The following is a 13,245-nucleotide window of genomic DNA, read 5'->3' as shown; positions in this document are numbered from 1 at the left end:
GCCGGGTGAGTCACCGTCGTCCGTCCGCCCCCACTCTCATGTCATCGCGACGCCAGGACATGGGAATGGCGCCGCGGGCACGGATTCCGGCCTCGTCACCGGTCCTGCGCTGCGCGGCGCCATTGATACCCCTAAGGAAAGCATCAGAGCCGCAATGGCTCAACCGGCGCACTGTTCACTGGTCCATTGGTACAGTCGAAGAAGATCCACTGATACCACCGGGAGGCCAACGGACCATGGCTGTGGACGGACTCGACACCCGCATCCTGCGGCTGCTGCTCGAACAGCCGCGCACCAGCGTGCGCGAGTACGCGCGCATCCTGGGTATCGCCCGGGGCACCCTGCAGGCCCGCCTCGACCGTCTGGAACGCGACGGAGTGATCACCGGCACGGGGCCGTCCCTGTCCCCCGCCGCGCTCGGGCACCCGGTGCTGGCGTTCGTGCACATCGAGGTCACGCAGGGGCACCTGGACGAGGTGGGCGACGCGCTCGCGGGTGTGCCGGAGATCGTGGAGGCGTTCTCCATCACCGGTGGCGGCGACCTGCTGACCCGGGTGGTCGCACGCGACAACGCACACCTGGAGGACGTCATCCAGAAGCTGATCAGCCTGCCCGGGGTGGTCCGCACCCGCACGGAGGTGGCACTGCGCGAACGCGTACCCCGCCGTCTGCTGCCGTTGGTGGAGTCGATCGGCCGCGCGGCGGCGAACTGACCCCCGGCCGGGGCACAGGCCGTCCCTTGGCCTGCTGGAGCCCATGAGCACCTCGGCGCCACCGCTGTCGTCTTCGATCTCGACGGACGGCCGTCTCGGCAGACGAGGTCGCGCACGGCGAGCCGGCCCCGGACGTCTTCATCGAAGCCGCGCGCCGCCTCGGCACCTCCCCCGCCGACTGCGTCGTCGTGGAGGACGCGGTGCCGGGGGCCGTCGCCGCGCACGCGGCGGGGATGTGGTGCATCGCCGTCCCGTACGTGGCAGCTCAGGCCGACGACCCGGCGTTCGCGACGGCGGGGTTGCTGCCGCGCGGCGGGCAGGCGGAGTTCACTGCCCGGACGGCCTACGACTGGCTGCCGGGCTCCGCGCCCTCGTAGCCTTCTTGCGACCGGGGAGGGGTTCAATGGGTTCCGAGGCCGTACTCGTCGCCAACCGCGGGGAGATCGCCGTCCGGGTGCTGCGTGCCGCCGCCGAACTTGGCCTGCGGACGGTCGCGGTGTACGCGGACGGCGACGACGCGCACATCCGGCACGCCTACGAGAGTGTGCCGGTTCCGGACTACCGGGACGCGGAGGCGCTGCTGACCGTCGCACGTTCGACAGGCTGCGCGTTCATGCACCCGGGATACGGATTCCTCAGCGAGGACGCGGAGTTCGCCCGACGCTGCGCCGCCGAGCAGGTCACGTTCGTCGGCCCAACCCCCGACGCCCTCGCCCTCTTCGGCGACAAGGCACGCGCGCGTGCCTTCGCCTCGGAGCTGGGGGTGCCCGTCCTGCCCGGAGGGGGAACGACCCTGGAGGAGGCCCGGGATTTCCTGCGCGACGGCCCGCTGATGATCAAGGCGGTCGGCGGGGGCGGCGGGCGCGGTATGCGGGTGGTGCGGACGGCCGATGAGCTGGCGGAGGCGTGGGACCGCTGCCGCTCCGAGGCCCGGCGGAGCTTCGGACGCGACACCGTGTACGCGGAGCGGCTGGTGGAGGGCGCCCGGCACATCGAGGTGCAGATCCTCGGCGACGCGCACGGCGCCCTCACGCATCTGTGGGAGCGGGACTGCAGCGCCCAGCGCCGGCACCAGAAGCTCGTCGAGATCGCGCCCGCGCCCGAACTCCCGGACCACGTACGGGTCGCGGTCGTGACGGCCGCCCTGCGGCTGGCGCGCGCCGCGCATTACACCGGGCTCGGCACGTTTGAATTCCTGGTGCGGGACGGGGAGTTCCACTTCATCGAGGCCAATCCACGGCTCCAGGTGGAGCACACGGTCACCGAAGAGGTGACCGGCGTCGATCTGGTGGCCGTGCAACTGCGCTTGGCGGGGGGTGAGTCCCTCGCGTCACTGGGGCTGGCGGGACCGCCCGATCCGCCGCGCGGTTTCGCCGTGCAGGCGCGGGTCAACGCCGAGGTGACAGAAGCGGACGGCACGGTGCGCCCGTCGTCCGGGCGGCTCACGCGCTTCGACGTGCCGACGGGCCCGGGGATCAGGGTCGACACGGCGGTCCGCGCGGGCGCCGAGGTCGGCGTGCGCTACGACGCGCTGCTCGCCAAGGTGGTGGCACACGTCCCGCACGGCGACTGGCAGGCCGCCTGCGCCCGGGCCCGCCGCGCGCTGGGCGAGTTCGCGATCGAGGGGGTTCGGACGTCTGTCCCGCTGCTGCGGGCGGTCCTCGCTCAGCCCGGGTTCTGGGCGCACACGGAATTCGTCGAGCAGCACCTGCCGGATCTGCTGCCCGAGGAATCGAGCGTGGCGTCCGGGTGGGCGGACGGCACCGTAGGGGCACCGCTCAGCGGCACGGTGCTCTCGGTGGAGGTCGCGCCGGGTGACGCCGTGCACTTCGGGCAGCAGCTGCTGGTGCTGGAGGCGATGAAGATGGAGCACGTCGTCCGCGCACCGGGCTCCGGGGTCGTCCGCGCTGTGCACGCGCGCGTGGGGGACACGGTGGCCGAGGGACGGGCCCTGGTGGAGCTCGACGTCACCGACGACGATCCGCACGAGGACTGCGGAGTCCCGGCGGTGGATCTGGATGCCGTGCGGCCCGACCTCGCGGAGGTGATACGGCGGCACGCCTTCGGCCTCGACGAGCACCGCCCGGAGGCCGTCGCCAAGCGGCATGCCACCGGGCGGCGTACGGCGCGCGAGAACATCGAGGACCTGTGCGACGAGGGGTCGTTCACCGAGTTCGGTGCGCTGGCGATCGCGGCGCAGCGGCGCCGGCGGTCGCTGGAGGACCTGATCCGGGCGACTCCGGCGGACGGCATGGTCACCGGCACCGGGCGCGTGAACGGCGAGCCGTGCGTCGTCATGTCGTACGACTACACGGTCCTCGCGGGCACGCAGGGCCTGCAGAACCACCGCAAGACCGACCGCATGCTGCAGATCGCCGAGGAGCGGCGGCTGCCGGTGGTGCTGTTCGCGGAAGGCGGTGGGGGCCGCCCCGGCGACACGGACGCAATCTCCGTCTCCGGCCTGGAGCTGACCACGTTCCACCAGATGGGCCGTCTCAGCGGTCTCGTCCCACTGGTAGGCATCGCCTCGGGGCGCTGTTTCGCGGGCAACGCGGCCCTGCTCGGCTGCTGCGACGTGGTGATCGCCACGCCGGACGCCACGATCGGCATGGGCGGTCCGGCGATGATCGAGGGCGGCGGGCTCGGCGTGTTCCGGCCCGAGGAGGTGGGGCCGCTGTCGGTCCAGGCGCCGGGCGGGGTGGTGGACGTGGCCGCAGCCGACGAGGCGGAAGCGGTGGAGGTGGCGCGCCGCTATCTGTCGTACTTCCAAGGAACGCCGACCGCCTGGGAGGCCCCGGACCAGCGGCTGCTGCGGCACGCCGTTCCGGAGAACCGCAGGTGGGCGTACGAGGTGCGTACGGTGATCGAGGCTCTGGCCGACTCCGGGTCGGTGCTGGAGCTACGGCGGGCCTTCGGCGTGGGAGTGGTGACGTCACTGGTGCGGATCGAGGGCCGCCCGATGGGGCTGGTCGCGAACAATCCGGGGCACCTGGGCGGAGCCATTGACCGGGACGCCGCGGACAAGACGGCGCGCTTTCTCCAACTGTGCGACGCCTTCGGCCTGCCGGTCCTCTCGCTGTGCGACACGCCGGGTTTCATGGTGGGACCGGACGCAGAACGGACCGCGACGGTACGGCACTTCGCGCGCATGTTCGTGACGGGCGCGAACCTGCGGGTGCCGCTGGTGAGCCTGGTGCTCAGGAAGGCGTACGGGCTGGGCGCGATGGCGATGATGGGCGGCTCCACCCGCGCGCCGCTCGCCTGCGCCGCCTGGCCCACGGGGGAGTTCGGCGGCATGGGACTGGAGGGCGCGGTCCGCCTCGGCTACCGCAGGGAGCTGGCGGCGATCCCGGACCCGGAGGAGCGGGCCCGCGCGTTCGAGGAACGGGTCGCCGAGCTGTACGAGCGGGGAAAGGCGGTCAATGCGGCCGCGGCCCTGGACATCGACGCGGTGATCGATCCGGCCGAGTCGCGGCGCTGGGTCCTGGCGGCCCTGGACGGCTGGGAGGGGCCCCGCGACGCGCGCGGGCGGGGGTTCGTCGACACGTGGTGAGCGGGGGTGGCGGCAGTCCGGAGGGCTCCTGCGGTGAGGCTCCGAGCCGCGGCCGAACCCTGGTCACGATCCTTCCGCGCCGGGTCCTGTGGTTTCTCGCACAGTGTCCGCCGCGGTCACGACCGCCGACGGGGCTTGCCGCGCCGTGCGGCCTTGGGCCCGCCGGAACCGCTGCGGGGACTGCGGCCGGTCGACTTCCCCGGGGCGGGCTTGCGCCGGGTCCCTGCCGCGTCGGCGCGCTGGCGCTTCGCTTCGGCGGGGGGCTGGGCGGGGGTGCGGCCCCTGGTGCTGTTGACCGTCCGTCCGCGCACGATCCCGATGAAGTCCTCCACCAGGTCGGTGGTCGCGTCCTCGGGCCAGGACAGGGCGACGCTCGACTGGGGCGCGTCCACGACCGGGCGGTAGGTGAGGTCGCGGCGGTGGTACAGCCGCGCCAGCGACTGGGGCACGACGAGCAGGCCCACGCCCGCCGCCACCAGTTCGATGGCGTCCTCGGTGGTGGCAGGGCGCTCGAAGGCGGGCTCGCCCGGCGGTCGCTCCCACCCCAGGACGTCGTCGAGGGGGTGGAGGACGACCTCGTCGGCGAGGTCGTCGCAGGACACCTCGTCGACGGCTGCCACCACGTGGTCCTTGGGGACGACGACCACCGTGGTCTCGGTGTAGAGGGGGATCGCGCTGAACACCGTGCGATCCACCGGAAGCCGTACGAGCCCCGCGTCCGCCTCGCCGTCGCGCAGCACCCCGGGCGCTTCGGCCGCCGGCGCCTGAAGAAGGGTGAGGGGTACATCGGGCAGGCGCTCGTTCCAGATCCGCACCCATTTGGCGGGCGTCGCCCCGGGGACGTACACGAGCCGGAACGAGGGGGATGCATCCGTGCCTGTCACTCCGCCAGGTTACCGGGCGTGGTCAAAGGGCCCGAATCCGGCCGATAGTCTGGACAGCATGAAGTCGCAGCAGACCACCCAGACGATGAAGCCCGCCACCGCGGCGAAGAAGCTGGGTGTGTACCTCCCCGCCACCCCCGCCGAGTTCCAGGAGGGTGCCGTCTCACGGGCCGAGCTGAACGAGCTCCAGGCCAACCCGCCCGAGTGGCTGCGGGAGCTGCGACGCAACGGCCCGCACCCGCGCTCGGTGGTCGCCGCGAAGCTGGGCGTCTCCATCGCCGGCCTCGCACGCGGCGGAGTCACCGAGGCGCTCACCACGGATCAGATCGAGGCGCTGAAGAAGGACCGTCCCGAGTGGCTGGAGAAGGAGCGAGCCACCCAGGCCGAGGTCCGCAAGGAGGCCGCGCGCATCAAGAAGCGGGACGCCGAGCGCGCCGAACAGGCCGGTCGTCCGCGCCCCTGACGCCGCCGAGCACCGCGCCGGCCGTACGCGCGGCAGCGGGGCCGGGCTGATGCCCGGCCCCGGATCGTCCCGCCCGCGGTGTCCTAGACGTTGGGCTCCGCCGCGCTGATGTCGCCGAGCGCCGACTTCGGCTGGCGCTCCACTGCCAGGTCGCCGAGGGAGATGATCCCCACCGGCTCTCCGCCCTCGACGACGGGGACACGGCGGATGTGGTGCTCTCGCATCACCTGCACCGCGCGGTCCAGGTCCTCGTCGGGGGTCAGGGTGACCAGCTCCTCACTGCACGCGCGAGCCACCGTCGTCTCCTGCGGGTCGGCTCCCTCCGCGAGCGCGCGCACCACGAGGTCGCGGTCGGTGACCAGGCCACGCAGATGGTCCTCCTCGGTGACGAGGACGGCTCCGATGTCCCGATCGCGCATGATCTGCGCCACCGCCGCCAGCGAGGTCTGCGGTTCGACCTTGACGGGCTCGGCGGTCATGATGTCGCGTACGTGCTGGGCCATGACTTGTCCCTTCTCCACAGGTCTCCCAGGTCTCCCCAGGGCTTCCCCGGGGCGGCGGTTCCGGTCCCCGCCGCTCAGGCGCCGAGTACCCGATGGGCGCGGTCCTGCACGGCTGCGGCGCGGTCTCCCGCGCCGCGCGGCAATCCGCCGGGACGGGCCACCTCCGGTCAGGTGGCGCCGGAGCCCCCGCTGCCGAAGGAGCCACCGGAGCCGGGGCTCCAGCGCGGGCGCTTCTGCTCCCCGCTGCGCCGGGTGCCGGAAGCGTGGACCTCGTGCGGGGTGAGACGCTCGCTCTCGTTCTGCGCACGCGGAACCTCGTTCGGCTCCCTGACCTCCCGGGACTCCATCACGGGTCCGGAGGTCGGCCGGGTCGGCTGGTCGGAGGGGTGCGGCGGCGACGGTTCGCGGTGCCGCACCTTGATGCCGAGCCGGACGGCCCACACCAGGGCTCCCGCGATGACGAGACCGCCGACGAAGGCACCGAGCACGCCCCAGGCGGCATTCGAAGCGGCCATTTGAAGAGAGATCGTCAGCATGTCCCCCGGGTACCCCGCTGCCGGGAATGAACCCTCGCTCCCGGGCGCCCGCGACGGCGGCGGCGCCGGGGCGGCGGACCGGCTCGCAGCACGGGGCCGCACGGGCCCTTCTCGTCCTCCCCGACCGGTTTTCAGCGGCCGAGCCGGGGCACCCGCGTTGCGCCCGCGTGCCGTCCGGCCCGTGCGCCGGGTGTGACACCGCGGGCGACGGCGTGTGGAGGAGGACGATGACGGAACTGTCGGAATACACCGCGAACCTCCGGCGGAAGGCCACCGCCCCCTCCCCTTTCGGCCGGGCCGCGCTGAACTGGATGACGACGACCGACCACAAGGTGATCGGTCGTCTGTACATGGTCACGGCGTTCTGCTTCTTCCTCTTCGCCGGTCTGCTGGGGATGGCGATGCGGGCCGAGCTGGCCCGTCCAGGCCTGCAGTTCATGTCCGAGGACTTCTACAACCAGCTCTTCACGGTGCACGGCACGGTGATGATGCTGCTCTTCGCGACCCCCATGTTCGCCGGGTTCGCCAACGCGGTGATGCCGCTGCAGATCGGTGCGCCCGACGTGGCGTTCCCTCGCCTGAACGCCCTGTCGTACTGGATGTACCTGTTCGGCGGCCTGATGGTGGTGTCCGGGTTTCTGACGCCCTCCGGGGCCGCCTCGTTCGGCTGGTTCGCCTACGCCCCGCTGAACAGCGCCTACCGCACGCCCGGCGCCGGCGGCGATCTGTGGACGATGGGCCTGGTGGTGACGGGTGTGTCGACGACACTGGGCGCGGTCAACTTCATCGCCACGATCATGTGTCTGCGTGCCCCGGGCATGACGATGTTCCGGATGCCGATCTTCACCTGGAACGTCCTGTTCACCTCCATCCTGGTGCTGCCCGCGTTCCCCGTGCTCACGGCCGCACTGCTGGCACTGGAGGCCGACCGGAAGTTCGGGGCACACGTCTTCGATGCGACGAACGGCGGCGCCATCCTGTGGCAGCACCTGTTCTGGTTCTTCGGGCACCCGGAGGTGTACATCGTCGCGTTGCCGTTCTTCGGGGTGATCTCGGAGATCCTCCCGGTGTTCTCACGCAAGCCGCTGTTCGGCTATCTGCCGATGATCGGCGCGACGACCGCGATCACCATGCTGTCCGCGGTGGTGTGGGCGCACCACATGTTCACCACGGGTGCCGTGCTGCTGCCGTTCTTCTCCCTGATGTCGTTCCTGATCGCGGTCCCGACGGGGATCAAGTTCTTCGCGTGGATCGGCACGATGCACCGCGGGTCGCTGTCGTTCGAGACACCGATGCTGTGGTCGCTCGGCTTCCTGGTGACGTTCCTCCTGGGCGGGCTGAGCGGTGTGCTCCTCGCGTCGCCGCCGATCGACTTCCACGTCACCGACTCGTACTTCGTCGTGGCGCATCTGCACTACGTGCTCTTCGGCACCGTGGTCTTCGCGATGTTCGCGGGCTTCTACTTCTGGTGGCCGAAGTTCACCGGGAAGATGCTGGACGAGCGGCTCGGCAAACTGCACTTCTGGCTGTTGTTCCCCGCCTTCCAGCTCACCTTCCTGGTACAGCACTGGCTGGGCGCGGAGGGTATGCCCCGCCGCTACGCCGACTACCTGCCGGCCGACGGCTTCACCCTGCTGAACACGCTCTCGTCCGCGGGCGCGTTCCTGCTGGGCGTCTCCACGCTGCCGTTCCTCTACAACGTCTGGCACACCGCGCGGTACGGCGAACAGGTCACCGAAGACGACCCCTGGGGCTACGGCCGCTCGCTGGAGTGGGCGACGTCCTGCCCGCCGCCGCGCCACAACTTCGTGACCCTGCCCCGGGTGCGGTCCGACTCGCCCGCCTTCGAACTGCATCATCCCCAGGCCCTGCGGCAGTCCCTCGAGGAGGGAGCGCGATGAAAACCGAGGCCGTGCTCTTCGGCGGCGTCGCCGCGTTCTTCGCGGGCTCCGCCGTCCTCTACGGTGCCTGGTCGAGGGATCCGTCGGGTACGGCGTGCCTGGTCATCGCCTTCGGGATGGCGGCCTTGGTCGCCTTCTTCTGCGCCGTGCAGTACCGGCGCAAGGGGCGCCGCCCGCAGGACCGCAAGGACGCCGAGGTGATGGACGCGGCTGGTCCGCTGGAGTTCTTCCCGGCCCACAGCCCGTGGCCCGTGGTCACGGCGCTCGGCTTCGCCATCGCCGCGACCGGTGCGGTCTTCGGGCTGTGGCTGTTCCTCATCGGCCTCGGGGTGCTGGCTCGGGGTGTTCTCGGGATGGTGTTCCAGTACGCGGCTCGAGGGAGCTGAGCGGCTTCCTCGGCGCTCCCGGCCGGAAGTCGGTCACCGGCTCGTGGCCGCTCTCGTAGCCGCCCTCCACGGTCTGCCGCACCTCCCCGGTCTCATCGCCCTCGGCCAGGCGCTTCTGCTCCGCCTCCAGAAGGGCGTGACACAGTCGGCGGGTGAGCAGGAAGGCGACCGCGGGCGCCGCCACGAGGGCGATGCGCAGGGTCCACGTCAGCGAGTTCAGCGAGATCTGGAAGGTGTCGGCCACGATGTCGTTGCCGCCGGCCAGCAGCAGGACGCCGTAGAAGGTGATCCCGGCGACGCCGAGCCCGGTGCGCACCGGGCGTTCCCGCGGCCGGTCGCACAGGTGCTGTTCCCGGTGCCGCTCCCCCGTCAGCCGCTGTTCGGCGAACGGGTAGGCGTACAGGACCGCGAACAGCAGCAGCGGCAGGACGACCCCCGGCAGGAGCACGTTCCACATGATCGTGTGGCCGGCGACGGTCGTCTCCCAGCGCGGCATGAGCCGCAGCGATCCCTCCAGGAAACCGACGTACCAGTCGGGCTGCGAGCCGGTCGACGCCTGGTCCGGCCGGTAGGGGCCGTACGTCCACACCGGGTTGATCTGGGCGACCGCGCCGAGCAGCGCGATCACGCCGGAGACCATGAGGGACAGGCCGATGGAGGACGCGGCGAACTGCGGGAACAGCGGCTTGCCGATGACGTTGCGGTTGGTCGCGCGCGGGCCCCGCCACTGGGTGTGCTTGAGGTGGAAGACCAGGATCAGATGCAGGGTGACCAGGGCGAGCAGGGCTCCGGGCAGCAGCAGGATGTGCACGGGATACAGGCGGGACACGATGTCCTCGCCTGGGTACTGGGACCCGAACACGAACATGCTGACGTAGGTCCCCACGACCGGCAGGGACAGCATGATGCCCTGGGCGATGCGCAGCCCCGTGCCGGAGAGCAGGTCGTCGGGGAGCGAGTAGCCCGCGAAGCCCTCGGCCAGGGCGATCAGGAACAGCGTGACACCGATGATCCAGTTGATCTCCCGCGGCCTGCGGAACGCACCGGTGAAGAAGATCCTCAGCAGATGCAGCCCGATCGCGGAGACGAACACCAACGCGGCCCAGTGGTGCATCTGCCGGATGAGCAGGCCACCACGCACCTCGAAGCTGATGTGCAGGGTCGAGTCGAACGCCTCCGACACCAGCGTTCCGCGCAGCGGCACGTAAGGCCCGTGGTAGACGACCTCGTGCATCGCCGGCTTGAAGAAGAGCGTCAGCCACACGCCGGTCGCGATCAGCACGAGCAGGCTGTAGAGCGCGATCTCGCCGAGAAGGAACGACCAGTGCTCGGGGAATGCCTTGCGCAGCAGCCGTCCGCCGCCGTCCAGCACGGGCAGCCGCCCGTCCGCCGCGTCGGCGAACCGCTCCCCGGGTCGGCGGGCCCCGGATTCCGCGTCCTGGGCCGGTGGCCGGTGCCCCGCCTTCACCGTGCCTCCCCCGGGTGGTCGGCGACACCCTCACCCCGGTCCCGGTCCACGGAACGCCTCCTTCTACCGTCTCTCACCGACCGTTCCGTGCCCTGCGCGGCCCTCGGACCGCCGACGACCACCCCTGCCTTCATGCGGCCCGTCCTCAGGGGAAGAGCGCGATGCCGAGGACGACCAGCAGGACGACCACGACGATGATCGCCACCATGCTCCAGGACCCGCGGTACTTCGCCGGTGCCTTGGCCTTCCCGCCGCGGGGCCGGTCCTCCTCCAGGGTCGGCTGGGCCGGGCGGTCACGCTTGTAGAACTCTTCGTCATCTCGGTGATCGGTCATGACGACTCCTTCCCGATGTGCCCCTGTCCTTGTGTGCCCTGTTCTTGTCGCGGAGCGGGTTCCCCCTCCGCGCTCCGGGATTCCGGACGCGTCAGGCGGCCAGTGCCCCCGTGCGCAGGGCGCTGTCCCCACCGCGCCATGCCTTGAGGAGGTGGGCGCCGAGCCGGTCCTCGAGGAACCCTGTGGCCCGGATCCCGAAGACGACGTCCGTCTCCAGATCGGGTTCGCTCTCCAGCAGCCCGCCAACCACGTCATGGCGTACGACCTGTTCGTGCACGGCGTCCGCCACCACGTGCTCGTCGTAGAAGCGGGCGGCGGCCTCCCCCGCGCCCGCCCGGCGCATGGCCTCGGCCAGGCGGCGGGAGCCGGGAGAAGAAGTGACCTCGACCGCCGCGAAATGGCCGGTCAGAGCGCCGCGCAGGCTGCGGTGCAGGCCGAGGAGGGACATGAGGTTGACCGTCGCGAGCATCTCCGCGGGCGCGGCCTCCACGTAGTAGCCGTAGGCCGTGTTGAGCCCCAGGTCCTCCATCAGGTCGGCGAAGAGGCGCGCGTGGATCTCGTCGGCACGTCCCGCCCCGAACTCGTCGAACTCGACGGCCACCATGGCCGCCTTGGCCCTGCCGTGCAGCCGGGGGATCACCCAGGCATGGGGGTCCGCCTCCTTCAGGTGGTAAAGCGACCGCAGCGCCGCGTACTCCCTGAGGTGGCGCAGTCCGCCCTCGCTCCGCAGGAAGTGGGTGACGCTCCCCCCGTCGTCGCCGACCGGTTCGACCTGGAGTTCGTCCAGGGCCTCCTGCGCGCCGGCGTCGACGGGGACGTCGGCACGCAGAGAGTCCAGGAAACGGTCCTCGAGGGCGCGGCGGAAGGTGAGCAGGGTGGGGTCCCACTCGTGGTCGTCGTCGACCCCGTCGAACCCCTGGTAGTGCAGTTCGTACAGGACGTACAACGCCAGCTGCAGGTCTTCGCCGTACGGGTCGCTGTCCGCGAGGGACGCCAGCGACAGCGGGCTGCCCCGCTCACGCAGCGCGCTGACCGCACCGTGTGAGAGCGGGCCCCTGGGCAGGGGGAGCGGCGGGCTGAACTGGCGTGGTTCACGTCGGCCGGTCGTCACGCGTGCGTCTCCTCTTCTTCCGGGTCCTGATCCCCAGGAGTCCTTCCGCACCCCGCTCGGGCCTGCTCCGGCATCTCCCTCGACCCGGTTTCCCGGTCGTCCCGCATCTCCCTCGACCCGGTTTCCCGGTCGTCCGTCGGCTTCCCGCGGCGGCGATGGCTGGTGTCGCACCACGGGTAGGTGCGGCTGCGCCGGCAGGTGCAGATCGCCACCACGAACCGCCGGCTGACGACGGTGCCGCCGTCGGGGCCGGTGACCTCAACAGGGCCTTCGACCAGCAGCGGGCCGTCGCGATCGGCCCGGATGCGTACCACGCGTTCACTCTCGTACGGCACGGACGACCACCAGCTCTTCCACCATGTCGTCGGCGGGCAGACCGCGCTGCCGCAGCCAGGCCAGCCGGGACCGCAGCACCCGGCCGAACGGAATGGGCACGCGATCGGTGACCCGGGCACTGAGCCCCGCCGAGGCGAGTCGGTCCAGGGTCTCGTCCACCCCGGACAGCACGGAATGCACCATGAGGAGCACTCCGCGGGGGCGCAGGTGTCCGGGCGCGGCATCACAGATGCGGTCCAGAAGCAGCCGCCCGTCCCAGCCGGCGTCCCAGGCGCGGGCGGGGCCCCGGGGGCTTCCGCCATCGGGTGAGGGAACGTACGGCGGATTGCTGACCACCAGGTCGAAACGGCGTCCGGGCACGGCCGCCGTGAGGTCGCCGCGGCGCACGCTGATGCGCTGCCCGCTGAGCAGCGCGTTCACCCGGGCCGCCAGCACCGCCCGCCAGGAGATGTCGATGGCGGTGACACGCGCGCCGAGCCGTGCGGCCTCCAGCGCCAGGGCTCCGCTGCCGGTGCCCAGGTCGAGGACGTCCGCCCCGGGGGTGATGTCCTCCCGGCGCAGGGCCCGGGTCAGCAGCCAGGTGTCCTCCTGCGGCTCGTACACGCCCGGTGGGGTCCACGCGGGGGCGGGAAGGGGCGGACAGGGGGTTTCGACGGTCATCGGCTCCTCCGTTGCGGGTACACGCAGGCGCCGTCCGCACCCGGCCTGGCACATCACGGCGGGTGCGGATCTTTGCCTGCGCACCACGAGTCCCCCACTGCACGTGGTCGACACTTTGTCCGTCTCACCCCGGGCGCCCCAAGCGGTCGTTCAGAGGGTCTCCCCGGGGAACTCCGGAGAACTGCCTTTCACTGCTGTCCGCGCGCCGAACGGACACGGCAGCCGTCAGCTCCTGATCGGCCTTGGCCCCGGTCGCTCGAGTGCCCGCTCAGCGGTGTCGTCTCCGCAGCGAGTGGCGCGGCAGGGCCCGAGCGCGGATGTCGACGGCAGATGTGCATGCGTAAAGTCCCAGGTCACCATGACGCATGTGCCGGGACGACGCGCCCGCGTCACACAT

General features: G+C 71.4%; 13 protein-coding genes and 1 pseudogene. 6 read left to right on the top strand and 8 right to left on the bottom strand.

Translation table 11 applies throughout. From position 1 onward, the window contains the following. Window positions 1-236 precede the first annotated feature (236 nt). The 3 genes and pseudogenes from ACFYZE_RS08865 to ACFYZE_RS08855 all read left to right on the top strand — a co-directional run bounded on the left by ACFYZE_RS08865 (window position 237) and on the right by ACFYZE_RS08855 (window position 4,266). Window positions 237-713, top strand: coding sequence for an Lrp/AsnC family transcriptional regulator (locus ACFYZE_RS08865; protein WP_388990296.1), 477 nt, complete (start codon window positions 237-239; stop codon window positions 711-713). A gap of 62 nt (window positions 714-775) precedes the next feature. After that, window positions 776-1,090: pseudogene (locus ACFYZE_RS08860) on the top strand (HAD family hydrolase); the annotation flags it as partial. Between the two features lie 26 nt (window positions 1,091-1,116). Then, a complete protein-coding gene (locus ACFYZE_RS08855) occupies window positions 1,117-4,266 on the top strand; it encodes a carboxyl transferase domain-containing protein (RefSeq protein WP_388990295.1) in 3,150 nt (1,049 codons plus the stop codon). A 116-nt stretch (window positions 4,267-4,382) separates the two neighbouring features. On the opposite strand, the gene ACFYZE_RS08850 is transcribed toward ACFYZE_RS08855, so the two are convergent. Beyond that, on the bottom strand, window positions 4,383-5,150 hold the full coding sequence (locus ACFYZE_RS08850) for a LysR substrate-binding domain-containing protein (protein WP_388990293.1): 768 nt from the start codon (window positions 5,148-5,150) through the stop codon (window positions 4,383-4,385). Window positions 5,151-5,208: 58 nt separating this feature from the next. On the opposite strand from ACFYZE_RS08850, the gene ACFYZE_RS08845 reads away from it, so the two are divergent. Beyond that, entirely contained in the window at window positions 5,209-5,613 is a 405-nt protein-coding gene (locus ACFYZE_RS08845; RefSeq protein WP_388990291.1) for a DUF5997 family protein, read from the top strand. A gap of 83 nt (window positions 5,614-5,696) precedes the next feature. Here ACFYZE_RS08845 and ACFYZE_RS08840 read toward each other — a convergent pair whose 3' ends face one another. Further along, window positions 5,697-6,116 carry a CBS domain-containing protein gene (locus ACFYZE_RS08840; RefSeq protein WP_388990290.1) on the bottom strand — a complete coding sequence of 140 codons (420 nt, stop codon included), beginning with the start codon at window positions 6,114-6,116 and terminating at the stop codon, window positions 5,697-5,699. Window positions 6,117-6,283: 167 nt separating this feature from the next. Beyond that, window positions 6,284-6,631, bottom strand: a complete 348-nt coding sequence (locus tag ACFYZE_RS08835; RefSeq protein ID WP_388990288.1) for a DUF6479 family protein — start codon at window positions 6,629-6,631, stop codon at window positions 6,284-6,286. 332 nt (window positions 6,632-6,963) lie between these two features. Between ACFYZE_RS08835 and ctaD the strand changes: the two genes are divergently transcribed. After that, entirely contained in the window at window positions 6,964-8,553 is a 1,590-nt protein-coding gene (ctaD, locus tag ACFYZE_RS08830) for a cytochrome c oxidase subunit I (protein WP_388990588.1), read from the top strand. Then, window positions 8,550-8,939: a cytochrome c oxidase subunit 4 gene (locus ACFYZE_RS08825; RefSeq protein WP_388990286.1), complete on the top strand. Its 390-nt coding sequence runs from the start codon at window positions 8,550-8,552 to the stop codon at window positions 8,937-8,939. Before ctaD ends, ACFYZE_RS08825 begins: the two co-directional genes overlap by 4 nt. Here ACFYZE_RS08825 and ACFYZE_RS08820 read toward each other — a convergent pair. The 5 genes from ACFYZE_RS08820 to ACFYZE_RS08800 all read right to left on the bottom strand — a co-directional run bounded on the left by ACFYZE_RS08820 (window position 8,869) and on the right by ACFYZE_RS08800 (window position 12,848). Next, window positions 8,869-10,407: a cytochrome bc complex cytochrome b subunit gene (locus ACFYZE_RS08820; RefSeq protein WP_388990284.1), complete on the bottom strand. Its 1,539-nt coding sequence runs from the start codon at window positions 10,405-10,407 to the stop codon at window positions 8,869-8,871. The two genes, ACFYZE_RS08825 and ACFYZE_RS08820, sit on opposite strands and share 71 nt — an antisense overlap. Window positions 10,408-10,552: 145 nt before the next feature. After that, window positions 10,553-10,741, bottom strand: coding sequence for a hypothetical protein (locus tag ACFYZE_RS08815; protein ID WP_388990282.1), 189 nt, complete (start codon window positions 10,739-10,741; stop codon window positions 10,553-10,555). 91 nt (window positions 10,742-10,832) lie between these two features. Continuing rightward, on the bottom strand, window positions 10,833-11,852 hold the full coding sequence (locus ACFYZE_RS08810; RefSeq protein ID WP_388990281.1) for an iron-containing redox enzyme family protein: 1,020 nt from the start codon (window positions 11,850-11,852) through the stop codon (window positions 10,833-10,835). Then, window positions 11,849-12,166: a CDGSH iron-sulfur domain-containing protein gene (locus ACFYZE_RS08805; protein ID WP_388990279.1), complete on the bottom strand. Its 318-nt coding sequence runs from the start codon at window positions 12,164-12,166 to the stop codon at window positions 11,849-11,851. The genes ACFYZE_RS08810 and ACFYZE_RS08805 overlap by 4 nt, the downstream gene beginning before the upstream one ends. 4 nt (window positions 12,167-12,170) lie before the next feature. Continuing rightward, window positions 12,171-12,848: a HemK2/MTQ2 family protein methyltransferase gene (locus ACFYZE_RS08800; protein WP_388990277.1), complete on the bottom strand. Its 678-nt coding sequence runs from the start codon at window positions 12,846-12,848 to the stop codon at window positions 12,171-12,173. Window positions 12,849-13,245 lie beyond the last annotated feature (397 nt).

Source organism: Streptomyces sp. NPDC001796 (genome assembly GCF_042892355.1).
GTDB lineage: Bacteria > Actinomycetota > Actinomycetes > Streptomycetales > Streptomycetaceae > Streptomyces.
Note: the sequence above shows the minus strand (reverse complement) of the source record. Positions and strands in the feature narration are given on the sequence as shown.